This window comes from Hirschia sp. (genome assembly GCF_058892565.1).
On record NZ_JBZXVU010000052.1, the window covers coordinates 1 to 16,333 of the forward strand.

A 16,333-nucleotide genomic window follows, 5' to 3' on the forward strand; every position below is an offset into this window, starting at 1 on the left:
TTAAAGGCTCAATTAGAAGCACAATCAATTTGCGAATATGGGATTTGCATATTGCACGCTTCAAAACCTGTCTGAGGTTATCCATGACGCTCGCAATTATCGTTCAAGCGCGTTGGAATTCGAGTCGATTGCCCGGTAAAATTCTGGAAAATCTCGGAGACGCACCCGCGCTCAAAAGATGTCTGGACCGTTGCGATATGATCCCTCAATCAGATATCGTCGTTTGCGCTGTGCCAGACACTGCCGAAAATGATGTCATTGCCGAAGCTGCCGCAAGTTGGGGATATACAGTCTCGCGTGGTTCTGAAGATGATGTACTTTCCCGATATGCAAAAGCCGCTCGCGACGTAAATGCAAGCACAGTCATGCGCGTGACCTCAGATTGCCCGATGATAGACCCTCAAATTAGTGGCAGCGTGTTGCAACTTCTAAATCGCTCTGGCGTCCATTATGCTTGCAATAATATGCCAGCGCGTTTTCCCCATGGTCTCGATTGCGATGCTTTTTCTGCCGAACTTTTGCATGAAGCCGATAAACACGCCGAATCTAAATATGACAGAGAACATGTCACACCGTGGATAAGATCCAAAAAAGGCGTGCGCCGCGCATCCTTGCAAGGCCCCGGTGAACCAGTTTCAACTCTAAGATGGACATTAGATTATAAAGAAGACTTGCTATTCATGCAGGCCTTATATGATGTCATGGGTGATCAAGCACCCACTGCCAGCGCTGCAGAATATGCTCGCATCTGTCTCATGCGGCCCGATATTCAAGCCATAAACGCACGCCATATTGACCTCAACAGGCTTGCCCTATCTGAGCGCGCTCATATCGAAACATCTCCCGTTTCCATGGACATGGCGGCTTAATCGAGATGCGTTGGCTCGTCCTTGGTGCAACCGGCCTTCTAGGTCCATGTTTCGTAAACGACATTCAAAATCGTGGACATGAAGCCATTTCCGCCGCCAGATCAAATGCGGATGTGAATTTCGATCTGTCAGATATTGATGCACTCACCACTGTACTCGAAGAGATAAAACCCGATGGCGTCATCAATTGCGCGGCCAATATCTATGTCGATAAATGCGAAGCAAACCCAGCAGATGCCTATCTCATCAACACACGTCCACTTTCGGCTATAGCCAATTGGAGCCGCGAGACCAACCAACCTTTGCTGCAAGTTTCAACCGATCATTATTTCATCGAGGGCGGCCGTACACCCCAACCAGAAACCGCGCCCGTTTCACTCGTCAATGAATATGCCCGCACCAAATATCTAGCCGAACACCTCGCCCTCACAGCGCCGAAAGCACTTGTATTGCGCACCAACATAGTCGGCGTACAAAAAGGCCATGGGCGATGGGTCAAGGAAAGCCTTCTCGATAAGGGTGCTATGACGCTCTTCATGGATTTCTTTTCTTCGCCGCTTCACGTTAAAGACATGGCGCGTATCAGTCTCGATCTAGCCGCCAAGGGCGCAAATGGCGTTTACAATGTCAGTTCCAGAGATGTCTCTTCCAAAGGGGAATTCATCTATGCCGTTGCCAAAGCTTTGAATGTCAATCCAGACTGGGTCGTCGAAGGCTCCGGTCATCAATTAGCAGTTAAACGCGCCATGTGTCTTGGGCTGGATGTCAGCAAAGCTGAAAAAACTCTGGGCTATCATCTGCCAACACTCGAACAAACAGCCAATGCATTGGCCAATGAGGCTTTATAGTCATGCGATACAATAACCATTTTAAAATCTATGACCGCGAAATTGCGCTAGACCAACCAACATATTTTATCGCCGATATCGCAGCCTCTCATGATGGCGACCTTGAACGCGCAAAAGCCCTAATTTGGCAAGCCAAAGAAGCCGGAGCAGAATGCGCAAAATTCCAACACTTCCTCGCCAAAGACATTGTTTCAGATCGCGGTTTCAAACAATTAGGCGGCCAGATGGCCCACCAATCCAAATGGAAAAAATCGGTCTACGATATTTTCGATGAATTTCATTTGCCTCGTGAATGGACGCCTATCCTCGCAGAAGAATGTCAAAAGGCCGGCATTCATTACATGACCACGCCCTATGATATTCCCGCAATTGATATGAATGATGATTTATGCGGCGCATGGAAAATCGGATCAGGCGATGTCAGCTGGCCACAATTCATTTCTGAAGTCGCCAAACGCGGCAAACCCATGTTTGTCGCAACCGGCGCCTCAGATATGGAAGAATCCATTCGCGCCGCAGAAGCTGTACTCGCTGTCAATCGAGAGCTGTGTCTCATGCAATGTAATACCAATTACACAGGCAGCCATGACAATTTCTCCAACGTCAATTTGAACGTTCTAAAAGCTTTCGCAACAGCATTCCCCGGCCTTCCGCTTGGCCTATCAGATCACACACCGGGACATTCAGCCGTTTTAGGTGCCGTCGCCTTGGGCGCACGCGCCGTTGAAAAACACTTCACAGACGATAACAACCGCGATGGCCCAGATCATGGTTTCTCGATGACGCCCCAAACATGGCGCGATATGGTTGATCGCACCCGCGAACTAGAATCCGCCTTGGGTGACGGCGTCAAACGTGTTGAACCCAATGAAGGCGACAGCATTGTTGTGCAACGTCGCTGCCTGCGCTTAAAACATGACCTACCTGCCGGCCATGTCCTCACTATCGCCGATATTGAGGCCCTCCGGCCAGCCCCGCGCGGCGCTTATGAACCACATGCAATTGATGAATTGATTGGCCGCTCATTGAAAAAAGCAATGGTGTTCGGAGATGCTCTAACGCCTGAAAATACAAAGGCAGCAAAATCATGATCAGCGGCAAACACGTTAATCTTCGCGCCATTCAGCAAGCTGATTTAGAGCCTTTACGTCAATGGCGTAACAAACCAGAACTACGGCGCTATTTTAGAGAATACCGTGAAATATCGCCCGAAATGCAACAAAAATGGTTTGAAAAAAGCGTGTTGAGCGATCCAAGCGTGCGCATGTTCGCCATCGAACGCAAATCAGATGGCGCGCTAATGGGTGCTTGTGGGTTATGTTACATCGATCCAATCAACCAAAATGCGGATTTTTCAATCTATTTGGGAATCGATGATCTCTATATAGACGAAAAATTCGCCTCAGACGCAGGTAAGCTACTTATCAAATACGGATTTGAAGAATTAAACCTGCATCGCATATGGGCGGAAATCTATTCTATCGATTTACCCAAACAGAAATTTTTGCCCTCTCTGGGTTTCAAGCTAGAAGGCACGCATAAACAAACCCATTTCACCGAAGGAAAATGGGTCGATAGCTTATTTTACGGTCTGTTATCGTGATCCCATTCACGTTGATCTAATCCATAAATCGCACTGCGGCGGACCTGTCGTCCACGGCGCATAGATCTGATAAACGTGTCCACAGACAACCAGAGCAGGGTTAATCCCATCCCGATCAGCAAAGACAGCATAATCCGCAGTCTGGAAGTCCAGCGCACAGGTGTCTGCGCCGCTGTTAATGCTGATGCACCCTCCATCGACAAAAGTGCTAACGCTCTGTCACCACCCGCTTCCGTCAACAAGCGTGCGCGCTGCAAATCTAAATCATTGCGCACATAAGAGAGCATTCGAATTGTGGCGGGCGCTGATGTTTTGACCGAAATATCATGGATTAATTTTAGCTGTTCAACCAAACCAGACAACTCTCGCTCATCAATGTCTGAACGAATAATATCCAGAACAACCTGCCCTTGAGCAGCTATTCCCAAAGCCCCTGAAAAACGAACCGTCAAATCGCGTTTCACACGTTCGGGCGGTGCCACATTAAACAAACGGCGCTGGATATGGCGTTGATAATCTTCATTCAATCGCCCCGCTCTATCCGCCGCACGCACAATAGATGCTCCCGCACGTTCTTGGTCATTCAAAGCACTCAAACCAACGCCAGATAAAGTGAAAGCAAAAGTATCTATCTTTTGCCCGCGCACCCAGCGAGCAGCCTGCAATGCCAAATCACGCTCATCTCCCAAAACATTCAGTCCCGCTGTAGAAGGAGTAAACTCATCATTTGTTTCACCATTTGCAGGCGGCACAACAGCAGCTCGCCAAATCGCGCGCAGAGGTGACACAGCTAATTCATAGGCATAGCGCACATCTTCTTCGAGGTATTTTAAGGCTGCCTGCTCAATCGCATCATCTCCGCGCAAATCCAGCACTTGTGCTGACGCAAGCAAGGCGGCGGCGTTTTGAGGGTCTAGCATATTTGGCGCAGCGAGCAGCATACCATGAGCTGCTTTTAAATTACCGCGTTCAATTTGCTCTCCAACCAATCTGGACCAAGTTTCCTGACGAGAATCTTGGCCTGACATAAGAGATTCAAATCTTTGATCAATCGCATCACGCGTCGCAGCTAACGATGCGCCAGTGACATCGAAATCCATACCGCGCCGACTAAAAGTATCCGACACCACTCGTGCTGCTAGCAAAGGCACAAGCATCAATAATATGAGAAAGAGCGTTGCACTAAGCCAAGCAAATGGAGCCGGTCGCTTTCTTCTATGATGCATTTGCAACCTGACACTCAACTCTTGGCCAAAAATCAAACATGGAAAACGACTGGATCGAAATCAAATCATTCTTGTTAGCTATTTCGTCACGACATTCAGTTATATTCAAGGGTGAATTAATGCCTGATTGGCAATTTCTGTGGGTTTCGTCAATGGATACGTTACAATGGTTGTAAATGTCGATTTTTCTCTGGTTGGAGCATACATGAATGCTCGAATCAATGAACGACTCGTTGGGACGAGCTTTCAAGCGAGCAACGTCCAACAGAAGCCATCCGCGCAAGCCACTGAAGAATTGGCGGCGGGAACTCCCCCATGGAAAGAAACTCAAGAAACTCAAACTGATGACGACATCCTATCTGATGCATTTGCTGCACTAAAATCAGGTAATTTCATATCAGCCTCAGATCGTAAAGACGCGGCTGAAGCGACGGATGATTCCACGAAACTTTTCATTGCTTATGAAGCTTTGGAATCCATGAAGACAATTGCACAAGCGATCGAAAAAGGCCTACTCAACGATTCTTACCTAGAATTGGCAGAAAAGCGGCTAAACGAAGGCATCGCAGAAATTTCTTCATTCTTAGGCAGTTCAGATTTTGAATCCGTTACCCTACTTGCCAGCGCCAAATTGGACAAAACCACATCCGAAGTTTCAATCGCGCGTGTTGCATATGATTACACAACAAATATCGTTCACAGCGGTGCCAAAGATGATCCCGTTGAAGCTTGGGCTGGCATTGACGGTTTCAACATAGACCTCAAACGCGTCAACACCAGCGACACGCTAACAATAGATTTGACCGGCCTTCCCGACAGCGAACGTACGCTAGAAAACGTCACAGACCTCATAAACCAACAAATTGAAGCCGTTGGCGCGTCTACACGTTTCTATCCTCAACAAATCGGTGAACAAAACGATTATGGGGTGTATGAAGGCGATGACTGGGGCATGAAAATTGCCGGTACGCAGGGTGAAAAACTCACCTTTTCTGCACTCTCATCTGAACCTGCCTTATTCATGGTGGGTGGCAGTGGTCGCGAAGGCAATGACTACACGCTAACAGCGCAAATCTCCAAATGGACAGATTTAAGCGGCACACAGCCCACGCGTGCAGCAACAAACCTTCTAGCCGCTGATGCAACAGTGACGACAGAAGCAGCAGATGAAGATTCTATCGACCTAACCGAACACAATGACTCCCAATTCATTGCGACACAAACAGGTCCAGATGGCTCCATTTATGCGCTCGTAAATGTCGAAAACGATCTGAATGGACAAAAGATACTCAGCGACAACGACCTCGCACTCGTCAAATATGACAGCACAGGTCGAGAATTATGGTCGCGTGTCGTTGGTAACTCAGCTGAAATAACAGGCACAGATTTAGCCGTTGCACCTGACGGCCGTGTCGCAATTGCTGGCTCGACGACAGACAAACTAGATGCTGGAGCCTTTGGTGGCGGTACAGATGGTTTTGTCATCATGTATAGCAGCGAGGGTCTGGAAACATCGACCTATCAGGAAGCCACCAGATATGAAGATAAAATCACATCTATCGCTTTTGATGCTGCGGGCGCACTTTATGTTGGTGGCAGCACCACAGGAAATATTGACGGCAATGGAAATGCAGGCGGCACGGATGCCTATGTCGAAAAACTAGACATCCTTGGAAACCGCATGTGGATCAACCAGTTTGGCACAACGGGTGAAGATACCGTCACTGCCATAACAATTAGTGATGACGGAACACCCATTGTCGCCACAAAAAGTGGTAACGAAACCACCATACAATCTGTATCAGATGCTGAATTTACCGCGAATGATTGGTCATATAATATAGGCAAAGCCAATGTCACAACGATGGATTTCGACAATGACGGCCTTTATCTAGGCGGCTCCACCCTCTTCCCTGAACGCACAGGATCAGCTTTCACAGGAGCTGCTGCAGACAATTACGATGCTTTTGCAATCAAGCTCAATGTCACTGACACTGGTTCAGGCATGAGCGTGAATGAAGACTGGTATCAGGCTTTTGGCGGCGCTGGTGAACAAGGCATTTCTAAAATCATCGCGCATGAAGGCAGCGTTTTCCTTGCTGGAACAGCAAGTGGATCCTTTGGCAGTCAAGCTATTGAAGACGGCTCAAAACAAGCCGTAGTCGCATCCATCGACGCGACAACAGGTGCAGAAAACTGGGTATCCAATCTTGCCGGACGCGGCGGCAATGCCAATGCAACGGGCTTAACAATAGCAGTGAATGGATCAAGTGACCTTGACGCATTCGGGCTACCCAACGGTCTGCTAACCACTGGTGGCACCGCCTATGTCAGTGACAGTTCAGCTGCGCGTGTTGGTGATTATTTCACCCTCGTTGTTGATGGCGAAAAAACTGTTATTACACTGGAAAAAGAAGATACATACAGAGCACTAACCTTTAAACTGAATGCAGCATTAGGTGCTGATGGCTCTGCACAGGCGCGTCGTTCGAGCACTGGTGATCAATCATTAAGTATCAAACCAGCTGAAGAAGTCGTTATAGAATTAATACCTGGAGAAGAAGGTTCAGACCTTCTTAAAGCGATCGGTATGACAAGCGGTTTTCTCTATGATGAACCCTCTCTTTTAGATAAAGATACAAGTTCAGATGCGCCGCCTTTAATCTCACTTGAATTGGCACAATCAATCTCTCTGACAAGTACATCAACCTCCAGATATGATGTCGATGAAGATGGTAAGCTCACTGAAGTTGAAAAACCGGTGACAAAAATCCTGAGTATGTTCGATGTGGCTTTGGCCGGCATTCGTACCGCTTATCGTCATGCGATTGATGACCCGACTTTACAAATAGATACAACAAGTAAGGGTAAAAGCACGCAAGCATCAGCCTATCAGATAGCTCAGCAAGCAAACCTACAAGCGGGCCTAGATCGACTCTCAGCGGGAAGCTCGTCTAGCAGCATATATGCCTAAATAGGCTATCTTCAAAACTAAAAAAGGCTGCTCTTGCAAGCAGCCTTTCGTATTTTTTATAGTAAATTCAATTTATTGAGCTGCAACGCTCGGATTGGCCAATTCTAATGTTGGCGGCATGTCTTTGGGCGATGCAAATTCAGGCAGACAACAAATAACTGTCGCGCCTTTGGTTGGTTTAGACTTCATTGCAACCCACCCCCCATGCAATTCAACGAAAGAACGCACCAGCGCCAGTCCAAGACCCGCTCCGCGATTATCACCACTTGTAAACGCATCAAAAGCTTCAGCCTGCTGCTCATAAGCCACGCCTTTACCTGTGTCGGTCACTTGCAGGCGAATAACACCTTCAGCTTTTTCAGCTTTCACTTTAATCGTATCACCTGCTGTTGTGAAACGCAGTGCATTCGTCAACAGATTAAACAATATCTGTTTTATACGCCGCTCATCAGCATGCATTGAGCCAATGGTAGCCGGACAATCAACTTTGATAGAAACCTTCGTGTCTGCGGCATTTGCCACAACCATTTCAACACTTTCATCAATAAGCGATTTCAAATCTAAATCCTTGAGGTCCAGATCCATACGCCCTGCTTCAATTGTTGCCAGATCAAGGATATTCTCGATCAGACGTGACAAGTGATCTGACGCTTGAAGAATAGAATTCACATTCTCCAATTGCTGCGCGTTCAAACTGCCCTGTTTGCCAGATTCAAGAAACTCAGCATATCCCAAAATTGTCGTCAGCGGCGAACGCAATTGATAAGACACATTCTGCACAAATTCGGTTTTCAAACGATCTGCCGCTTGGAAAGCTTCTGCACGTTCGCGCAATGCACCTTCAACGCGGCGAGATGCAGTTGCATCAACAAAGGCAATCAATGTTGCACCATCTGGCAAAGGCTGGGTGAGGAAAGTTACGATTGACCCATCAGAGCGTTTCATTTCACCACGAAATTCCTGCCGCGCTTCAGGGGTTGGGTTTGTCACCCGCCCTTTAATAGCTGCCCACACAGATTTATCATGGAATAATGGCGCGCACATTTCCGCGACTTCATCAAACTCTGGCGCATTTTTCAGTTTGGCCGGCTCAAGCTGCCATAGCTTTTCAAAAGAGGCATTGCTCAAGCGCAACCCACCATCGCCGCCATACACAGCCACAGCCTCGCTCAATTTATCCAAAGTCGCTTTTTGTTGATTAATCAGAGCGTTATAATTGGCTTTCAAAGTCAGCTCATCAGAGATGTCTTTGAACAATAGCAATATACCGCCCAGAGGGTGTTTCTGACGCGTCACCTGCAATGTACGTCCATCCGGCAGCATCCACATATTTTCATCAATGGAGCGCTTAGAGCCACCTGTATTGTAATCAAGTTCTTTGGTGCGCCAGTCAGAGTATTTTTGCTGCGCTGGCAACAATTTGCTCTCGCGCAGGCGGTCAAGGAATTCACCATGTGATGGTTTTTCAAGTAAGAAACGCGGATTCAAATCCCATAATTCTTCAAAATGCTTGTTGTGGAATGATAGTTTGCGATCAGCCCCAAAAATAGCCACAGCATCCGACACATGATTAAGCGTGTCATCATGCGCACGTCTATGACGTTCTAGTGTTTCACGCGCTGCTTCTTCCTCAGACACATCAAACGCCATACCTGCCACACCGCCAGATAATGGGAACATCAAAACTCGCATAGCGCGACGTTCACCATCAATCACAATATAGCGCGTCTTACGCGATTCTGTTTTGTCGGTTAAAACCGTTTGGGCTTGGCTCGCAATTTCTTGATCCAGCATGATCTGACGATCGAGAACATGGTCTAAGTTTTTGCCTTCAACCGCCTTAAGATAGGATTCATTGACCCATTGCAAACGGCCAGCACCTGACAAACGCCAAGCGATGAATGGTGCTTTACCCAGCATTTCCAAGAATGCAGTTGGATCACGTGCAATAATCTGACGCGCTTCTTCAAGACGTCCACGCGCACCAGATTCTTCAAGACCTTTAATTGTTGAATCGGACACCCAAAGCACAGCGCGACCGCCAGCTGTGCGGCCATCTGCTTCAAGGAAGCGACCATTAGGCCCAATAATCGTCAATGAGAAAGGTGCGCCTTCGGTGCGAAGCTGCATTAAACGCTCACGCAGAGTGGCATCACGCCCTGCCCCATCACGCGCCTCAAGGTCTCCCAGACCTTCAAGCAAACGTACAGCAGGATCAGACGACATAGAATCATCGGTAAAGTTTAAAACAGCAGCAAGCGCAACATGGGAACCATAAACGCTAGGCTTTCCCCAAGACCCTTCGAGAATCTCATCTTCTTCCCAGACAAGAACCACACCCGGATGCGCCCCAAAAACACTGTCAGAACGGGCTAGCTTTTCTTCAAGCTCTCTCGCGCGCTCACGATATTTCTTGGCAGCGCCTCTGGCACCATCAGAAATTCGCAAAGCCCAAAGCAAAGCTGCGATCGCGATTCCAGCTCCACCCGCTACAAGGATTGTGAAAGCCTGAACCATTCCATTTTCCATGTCGCACCGCACTTTTGTCTGTTAACTAAACCCAACACAATCCTAATAAAGGATTTCTTAGCTTAACGGAATGGCTCATTTTCACTTAACGGGTCGTTAATGGGTGTGAACAAAGTCACAAGAACAGTCATCACATTAAATTGTTCAATGAATCGAGGAAGATACTCTCTGTCAGATCGATTTTAATTTATCTCCAATCAATCTTCGTCTTTATCTATATTTATCGCTTCTATTTCGTCGATAGCCTCATCCAGCAATGTACTCAATTGATTGAAATCATCAGCCGTCGGAAGTTTGAAGAGATACGCATAAGCAACAGCCGATGCAGACATTAAAATCGGGATCAGTGGTGATGTTTGAATATCAACAGAAATAAACCGGCCCACACCCCATCCCATCGCGTAAACAATTGCTGCCAATATAATCTGGACGCTCCAAACGCCTAATACACCTATCGCATTTTCCAGCAATCGAGGGCGAGAGCGATGCATATATGCCAGGAAAACCCCCGAGAATATCGGGATAGTCCATAGAGAATGCCCGCTTATTCCAGCGAAAAGCACACCTCCATATAGCAAAACCATTGCAATATAAAATTTCATCATAGCAAGGCTTCCATGCAGAAATTCTCACGACCAATCTTATAATGCCTCTCATTGAATTCAAAGAAAGCACATGACCCAATAAAAAAACCAACCCCGCATAAGCAGGATTGGTTTTCTCATTTTAAATTGTAAGGCTAAACCTAGTAGCGATAGTGCTCTGGCTTGAATGGACCTTGTGTTTTGACGCCGATGTAATCAGCTTGTTCTTGTGAAAGCTCAGTCAATTCAACACCAATTTTAGCAAGGTGCAAACGCGCAACTTTTTCATCCAAATGCTTAGGCAGGATGTAAACGTCGTTTTTGTACTGGTCACCTTTCGTCCATAGTTCGATCTGAGCCAAAACTTGGTTTGTGAAAGATGCAGACATCACGAATGATGGGTGACCTGTCGCGTTTCCAAGGTTTAGAAGACGACCTTGAGACAAGAGGATCATACGGTTACCAGATGGCAATTCATACATGTCCACTTGGTCTTTGATGTTTGTCATTTTCAGGTTTTTAAGGTTGGCAACCTGAATTTCATTGTCGAAGTGACCAATGTTACCCACAATCGCCATGTCTTTCATTTCGCGCATGTGTTCAATGCGGATAATGTCTTTGTTACCTGTTGTTGTGACGAAGATATCAGCATCTTTAACTGTCTTCTCTAGTGTCGTCACTTCAAACCCATCCATAGCCGCTTGCAGCGCACAGATTGGGTCGATTTCAGTGACTTTAACGCGTGCACCAGCACCACGTAGAGACGCAGCAGAACCTTTACCCACATCACCATAACCACACACAACAGCAGTTTTACCGGCCATCATTGTGTCAGTTGCGCGGCGGATACCATCAACCAAAGATTCTTTACAACCATATTTGTTGTCGAATTTTGATTTGGTCACACTGTCATTTACGTTGATAGCTGGGAAAGGAAGAAGACCTTTTTCAACAAGTTCGTACAAGCGGTGCACACCTGTCGTTGTTTCTTCAGAAACACCTTTGATCGCATCACGTTGTTTTGTGAACCAGCCCGGAGAAGCTGCAAGACGTTTTTTGATTTGAGCAAAAACAGCCACTTCTTCTTCAGATTGTGGGTTCTCTAGCAGTTCAGTTTCACCTGCTTCAACACGTGCTCCAAGCAGAACATAAAGTGTTGCGTCACCACCATCATCAAGGATCATGTTTGCTGTACCTTCTTTAAAGAAGAAGATACGGTCTTGATAATCCCAGTGCTCTTCAAGGGTTTGACCCTTAACAGCAAAAACGGGAATTTCAGCCGCAGCCATTGCCGCAGCCGCGTGATTTTGCGTTGAGTAAATGTTACATGATGCCCAACGGATTTCAGCACCCAAAGATGTCAATGTTTCCATCAAAACAGCTGTTTGGATTGTCATGTGTAGAGAACCAGCAATACGCGCGCCTTTTAGCGGTTGCGCATCTTTGTATTCCTCACGAAGCGCCATTAGTCCTGGCATTTCGGTTTCGGCGATATCCAATTCTTTACGGCCAAATTCAGCAAGAGAAATATCTTTGACCAAGTAATCTGTGAAAGCCATGAGGTGAGTATCCTAAATATTTGTCTATGGGTAAGCGCGTCCTGACCGCGAGTGCCCAACGTTTGTGATGCTTGACCCTATAACAGCAAGTTTTAGATTTCGCAAATGATATAAAGATTTCTTTATATCCTTATATCAAACAAATATCAAAGAAGTTGCAGTTCAAGCCTTTCAATTGCCCCAATCCATGCCAAAATTAAGAGAAAGCTGACTAATATTCTGGAGAAAACATGAAACGCACATTAAAAACTTCCTTGTCTAAGGCGAGCTTTGCTTTTTTGTTTTCTCTATTTTGCCTGCCGGCAATAGCCCAATCAGACCCACAACCAGAGACAACTGGTACAATTCCAACCGATTTAGAGGAAACCAGTGCAGAGGCTACCACTATGGAGCTACTTCCACAGCGCATTGTGGGTAGAGGACAGGATTTACGCGGCATTCGTGTTGCAAAACCGGGTGCGCTCCTGTTTGCAAGTTTTGATGATGATCACTCCCTCAGCATTTCATTTGCTGAAATTGACGCAAATGCCGTCTCTGCTTTTGCGCGGGCTGACGTCAATCAAAGCGGAACGCTCTCAATATTTGAACAACAAGATTGGGCTGCCGCTGTTGGCTCCTATGATGGCCCGCTTGCCAATACAATGACGTTTGATTCAAATATTGACCGCCAAGTGACACAGGAAGAATTCACGGCTGGCCTAAAACGGCTTGCAAAATCTTACATGAGAACAGACGAAACCGAGATCCAGTTTGCAAGCTTGCTTTTCAAGCCAAATGGAAAAGATGCTGATAAACGCGACAATGAAGATGCGCCCCAACGCCTCTCTTCACCCAAAAGCTAAACAACGCCTAATTATACAGTGTTGATAAAATACCCCGCTCGCATGCGGGTTTAATCGTCTTCACCAAATCGGTTTTCAATCAGATCAACAATTGCCACTATCGCCTGATCAGCATCTTTGCCTTCAGCACTCACCTCAACAACACAGCCTTTATAAGCGGTCAACATAAGCAAATCCATGACGGCAATAGCAGATGCTTTTTCGCCTTCATGAGAAACAATTATTTTGGAATCAAATTTGAGAGCTTCTCTGGCAAGAGCGGCTGAAGCGCGAGCATGAAGACCACGTGTATTACAAATGGTGGCTGATTTAGTAAGCGTTTCGGTCATGCTGATTTTTGGAGAACAACCGAAGCAATGGAGATATATTTACGACCTGCATCCTGAACCGCCAATGCAACTTCATCCATAGGCCGGTCTTTACGCACTTCTGCAACTTTGATCAGCATTGGCAAATTCACACCAGCAATGACTTCAATTTTTGCCTGCGTCATAACAGAGATTGCTAAATTGGAAGGTGTCCCGCCAAACATGTCTGTAAAGACAATTACACCATCACCCGTGTCGCATTTTTCAGAGACATCAATTATCTCCTGCCTGCGCAATTCCATATCATCATCTGCATCGATACAAATTGCCTCAAACGCATCTTGCGCGCCGAAGACATGTTCCGTCGCAGCTACAAATTCTCTAGCTAGCCCGCCATGGGTCACAACGACCACACCAATCATACAGCATTCTCCAAAATCAACCGGTGAAAATCTGACGACTGAATTGGCGCGGGGTCAAGACCCAAAATCAGCTTTGGTCACCGAACAGGTAATCGAACCACGAACTGTGCCCCCAATACCTCACCTTCAGACCCATCTGCATTCATCTGTCTAAGATTTTGTACAAAAACCTCTCCATAATGCGTTTCAACAATCTGCTTTACGATAGACAGTCCAAGCCCAGAATTATTGCCAAACTGCGCTCCTTTGGGTCGATCAGAATAAAAGCGCTCGAAGATTTTCTCTAATTTGTCTTCGGGCACACCCGGTCCTTGATCCTCAAATGTGAGGCAAATCGCTTTTGGTTCGCGCACGGCTGTAATCGTCACAACACCATCTTCAGGCGAGAAAGAACGCGCATTTTCAACTAGATTTCGAATAACCTGCGCCAATGGGCCTTCACGCGCTTTCAATATTAGCGGACCTTCAACCGTATCAATATTCAGCTCAACTTCCGGCTGTCCCTCTTTGCGTGTATCCCGCCAGATCGACACCAGATCTTCCAACAGACGCTGCACATCAACATTCGTCGCTTTTTCGCGTGCGATCTCCGCTTCCAAACGCGACGCATTCGAAATATCCGTGATCAAACGATCCAAGCGCACAACATCACGTGAAATCACCTGCCGCATACGCTCGCGTACATTCTCATCTTCAACGGCCTCAGATGTTTCCACCGCAGACCGAATAGAGGTGAGCGGATTTTTCAGCTCATGCGCCACATCCGCCGCAAATCGTTCATTCAGCACAATACGGTCGTGCAGCGCCCCCGTCATCGCATCCAGCGCCTTAGCCAGATCACCAATCTCGTCTTTACGCTTGGAAATACCCGACATATCCAACCGGTTTGTCTTCCCAGACCGCACACGGTCAGCCGCAATGGATAAACGCCGCAATGGCCGCGCAATACCTGCCGTCAACAAGAATGACGTGATCAAAGACATCAACACCGCCACAGAAATAATCGGCGCGAGGGCTGCTCGTTCAGCGCGAATAATATCTTCCACATCACTGGCTTCAACCGTCAGCACACCCACAACAGCAGACACATATCGCACAGGCACAGACACAGAAATCAGCCGCTCGCCCCGCTCAGAAAAACGCTGCGCCGCTGCATTCTTGCCCGATAAAGCGATGGATAATTCTTCTTCTAATGATTTTGCGGCACTCGCATGTGTTGCGCCGCTCTCTTCATTAAAAACATTAGAGATATGCCTAGAAATACCAACAGCCCAACGATCCAACAAACCCGGTTTTTTCAAAGGCGGCAGCTCTGCTGTTTTGATAAATTCTTCCAGCAAAAAACTATCAGCAATCAGTTTCAAATCAGATGAATACAGCCGCACGCGTGTGTGAGGCGGCGCTTGCAGACGTTTTAGCGATGATCGCGACAGGCTTTCATTCAGCGTCGGGCGCGGCGTGCCGGATGTCGCCGTCAGGGATAACACGGATTCATATGTCAGCGCTTGCGCTTCCAGCGATTCTGTGCGCGCCTGCACCAACCCCGCACGGATCTCATTGACGAATAATGCACCAGTTATCAAAATCAGCAAGCCGGCAAGATTAGACGCCAGAATCAGCCGCGCAATACGCGACGTAAACAAGGAACGCACCGTTCGCATTGCAGATTGAATGAGGCCAAGCTCGTCTGTATTTGCCATTCGGCTAAAACCTCAATCCAATTCAGCAAACATCATATAAGATGCCTTATGCTTCTTTATAGCGATATCCCACACCATAGAGCGTTTCGATTGAATCAAATTCATCATCCTGATCGCGGAATTTTTTGCGCAGGCGTTTAATGTGGCTATCGATTGTGCGGTCATCCACATAAACCTGATCATCATAGGCTGCATCCATCAGCTGATCGCGGCTCTTCACATAGCCCGGACGTGTCGACAAAGCTTGCAAGATCAAAAATTCGGTCACAGTCAGGCGAACCACTTCACCCTTCCATGTACAGGCGTGACGGTTCGGGTCCAGCGTTAATGATCCGCGCACGATAGGCTTCTTGTCGCCCTCTTCAGACACACCCGCCCCGCGTGAGCGCCGCAACACAGCTTTCACCCGCTCAGACAAGAGGCGCATAGAACAAGGCTTACGGATAAAATCATCCGCCCCAATGTTAAAGCCGACCACTTCGTCAATCTCGTCATCTTTCGATGTCAGGAAAATCGCTGGCAGATTGGATGTCTGACGCAAACGGCGCAGCAATTCCATACCATCCATTTTCGGCATTTTTACATCAAGAATAGCCAATTCCGGCGGATGCTCGGCCAAGCCCTGCAAGGCCGCCTCGCCATCATGATAAGCGCGGACTGTATAACCTTCCGCCTCAAAAAAAGCTTTCAAGCTTTCAACGATATTCTCGTCATCATCGACCAAAGCGATAGTTGTCATGGGCATCCCCTTATATTTGGCCGCTTTTTACGCGTCAAAAATGCAAATCAGTTACACCTACTATAACGCAAGCCACATCTTGGCCAAGTCCTGACGCATATAAGGTTTAATTTAGGCGATTTGAGACAGA

The 16,333-nt window shown here is 47.2% G+C and carries 14 protein-coding genes; 6 read left to right on the top strand and 8 right to left on the bottom strand.

The window, feature by feature from the left end:
* The 4 genes from AC5EF3_RS15605 to AC5EF3_RS15620 all read left to right on the top strand — a co-directional run.
* On the top strand, positions 1-869 hold an 869-nt coding region (locus tag AC5EF3_RS15605; RefSeq protein WP_493548715.1), incomplete at its 5' end, for a cytidylyltransferase domain-containing protein.
* A 5-nt stretch (positions 870-874) separates the two neighbouring features.
* Positions 875-1,717 (top strand): SDR family oxidoreductase, encoded by an 843-nt coding sequence (locus tag AC5EF3_RS15610; RefSeq protein WP_493548716.1) that lies wholly within the window; start codon positions 875-877, stop codon positions 1,715-1,717.
* Between the two features lie 2 nt (positions 1,718-1,719).
* Positions 1,720-2,808, top strand: coding sequence for an N-acetylneuraminate synthase family protein (locus tag AC5EF3_RS15615; RefSeq protein ID WP_493548717.1), 1,089 nt, complete (start codon positions 1,720-1,722; stop codon positions 2,806-2,808).
* Positions 2,805-3,320 (top strand): GNAT family N-acetyltransferase, encoded by a 516-nt coding sequence (locus AC5EF3_RS15620; RefSeq protein ID WP_493548718.1) that lies wholly within the window; start codon positions 2,805-2,807, stop codon positions 3,318-3,320. Before AC5EF3_RS15615 ends, AC5EF3_RS15620 begins: the two co-directional genes overlap by 4 nt.
* Here the strand turns inward: AC5EF3_RS15620 and AC5EF3_RS15625 are convergent.
* Entirely contained in the window at positions 3,302-4,546 is a 1,245-nt protein-coding gene (locus AC5EF3_RS15625; RefSeq protein WP_493548719.1) for a hypothetical protein, read from the bottom strand. The two genes, AC5EF3_RS15620 and AC5EF3_RS15625, sit on opposite strands and share 19 nt — an antisense overlap.
* A gap of 166 nt (positions 4,547-4,712) precedes the next feature.
* On the opposite strand from AC5EF3_RS15625, the gene AC5EF3_RS15630 reads away from it, so the two are divergent.
* Entirely contained in the window at positions 4,713-7,520 is a 2,808-nt protein-coding gene (locus AC5EF3_RS15630) for an autotransporter outer membrane beta-barrel domain-containing protein (RefSeq protein WP_012778055.1), read from the top strand.
* Positions 7,521-7,592: 72 nt separating this feature from the next.
* On the opposite strand, the gene AC5EF3_RS15635 is transcribed toward AC5EF3_RS15630, so the two are convergent.
* The 3 genes from AC5EF3_RS15635 to ahcY all read right to left on the bottom strand — a co-directional run bounded on the left by AC5EF3_RS15635 (position 7,593) and on the right by ahcY (position 12,192).
* Positions 7,593-10,049, bottom strand: a complete 2,457-nt coding sequence (locus tag AC5EF3_RS15635) for a sensor histidine kinase (protein WP_493548720.1) — start codon at positions 10,047-10,049, stop codon at positions 7,593-7,595.
* A 197-nt stretch (positions 10,050-10,246) separates the two neighbouring features.
* Complete coding sequence (locus AC5EF3_RS15640; RefSeq protein WP_493548721.1) at positions 10,247-10,654, bottom strand: hypothetical protein; 408 nt, start codon at positions 10,652-10,654, stop codon at positions 10,247-10,249.
* Positions 10,655-10,794: 140 nt separating this feature from the next.
* Positions 10,795-12,192: an adenosylhomocysteinase gene (gene ahcY, locus AC5EF3_RS15645; protein ID WP_493548722.1), complete on the bottom strand. Its 1,398-nt coding sequence runs from the start codon at positions 12,190-12,192 to the stop codon at positions 10,795-10,797.
* A 230-nt stretch (positions 12,193-12,422) separates the two neighbouring features.
* Here ahcY and AC5EF3_RS15650 point away from each other — a divergent pair, with 230 nt between their 5' ends.
* A complete protein-coding gene (locus tag AC5EF3_RS15650; protein ID WP_493548723.1) occupies positions 12,423-13,034 on the top strand; it encodes an EF-hand domain-containing protein in 612 nt (203 codons plus the stop codon).
* A gap of 50 nt (positions 13,035-13,084) precedes the next feature.
* Here the strand turns inward: AC5EF3_RS15650 and AC5EF3_RS15655 are convergent, their stop codons facing one another.
* The 4 genes from AC5EF3_RS15655 to AC5EF3_RS15670 form a co-directional block, all read right to left on the bottom strand.
* Positions 13,085-13,363 carry an HPr family phosphocarrier protein gene (locus AC5EF3_RS15655; protein ID WP_012778050.1) on the bottom strand — a complete coding sequence of 93 codons (279 nt, stop codon included), beginning with the start codon at positions 13,361-13,363 and terminating at the stop codon, positions 13,085-13,087.
* Entirely contained in the window at positions 13,360-13,764 is a 405-nt protein-coding gene (locus AC5EF3_RS15660) for a PTS sugar transporter subunit IIA (protein WP_012778049.1), read from the bottom strand. The genes AC5EF3_RS15655 and AC5EF3_RS15660 overlap by 4 nt, the downstream gene beginning before the upstream one ends.
* Positions 13,765-13,841: 77 nt before the next feature.
* The gene (locus AC5EF3_RS15665) at positions 13,842-15,464 is read right to left on the bottom strand and encodes a stimulus-sensing domain-containing protein (protein WP_493548724.1); all 1,623 of its coding nucleotides are present in this window, start codon (positions 15,462-15,464) and stop codon (positions 13,842-13,844) included.
* A gap of 46 nt (positions 15,465-15,510) precedes the next feature.
* A complete protein-coding gene (locus AC5EF3_RS15670; RefSeq protein ID WP_012778047.1) occupies positions 15,511-16,203 on the bottom strand; it encodes a response regulator transcription factor in 693 nt (230 codons plus the stop codon).
* Positions 16,204-16,333 lie beyond the last annotated feature (130 nt).

Excerpts from the sequence above, each read along its gene's own strand:
- AC5EF3_RS15655 (WP_012778050.1), bottom strand. The coding sequence starts at position 13,363 with ATGACCGAAACGCTTACTAAATCAGCCACCATTTGTAATACACGTGGT.
- AC5EF3_RS15650 (WP_493548723.1), top strand. The coding sequence starts at position 12,423 with ATGAAACGCACATTAAAAACTTCCTTGTCTAAGGCGAGCTTTGCTTTT.
- AC5EF3_RS15670 (WP_012778047.1), bottom strand. The coding sequence starts at position 16,203 with ATGACAACTATCGCTTTGGTCGATGATGACGAGAATATCGTTGAAAGC.
- AC5EF3_RS15640 (WP_493548721.1), bottom strand. The coding sequence starts at position 10,654 with ATGATGAAATTTTATATTGCAATGGTTTTGCTATATGGAGGTGTGCTT.
- AC5EF3_RS15665 (WP_493548724.1), bottom strand. The coding sequence starts at position 15,464 with ATGGCAAATACAGACGAGCTTGGCCTCATTCAATCTGCAATGCGAACG.
- AC5EF3_RS15635 (WP_493548720.1), bottom strand. The coding sequence starts at position 10,049 with ATGGAAAATGGAATGGTTCAGGCTTTCACAATCCTTGTAGCGGGTGGA.
- AC5EF3_RS15610 (WP_493548716.1), top strand. The coding sequence starts at position 875 with ATGCGTTGGCTCGTCCTTGGTGCAACCGGCCTTCTAGGTCCATGTTTC.
- AC5EF3_RS15660 (WP_012778049.1), bottom strand. The coding sequence starts at position 13,764 with ATGATTGGTGTGGTCGTTGTGACCCATGGCGGGCTAGCTAGAGAATTT.
- AC5EF3_RS15620 (WP_493548718.1), top strand. The coding sequence starts at position 2,805 with ATGATCAGCGGCAAACACGTTAATCTTCGCGCCATTCAGCAAGCTGAT.
- ahcY (WP_493548722.1), bottom strand. The coding sequence starts at position 12,192 with ATGGCTTTCACAGATTACTTGGTCAAAGATATTTCTCTTGCTGAATTT.
- AC5EF3_RS15625 (WP_493548719.1), bottom strand. The coding sequence starts at position 4,546 with ATGCATCATAGAAGAAAGCGACCGGCTCCATTTGCTTGGCTTAGTGCA.
- AC5EF3_RS15615 (WP_493548717.1), top strand. The coding sequence starts at position 1,720 with ATGCGATACAATAACCATTTTAAAATCTATGACCGCGAAATTGCGCTA.
- AC5EF3_RS15630 (WP_012778055.1), top strand. The coding sequence starts at position 4,713 with ATGGTTGTAAATGTCGATTTTTCTCTGGTTGGAGCATACATGAATGCT.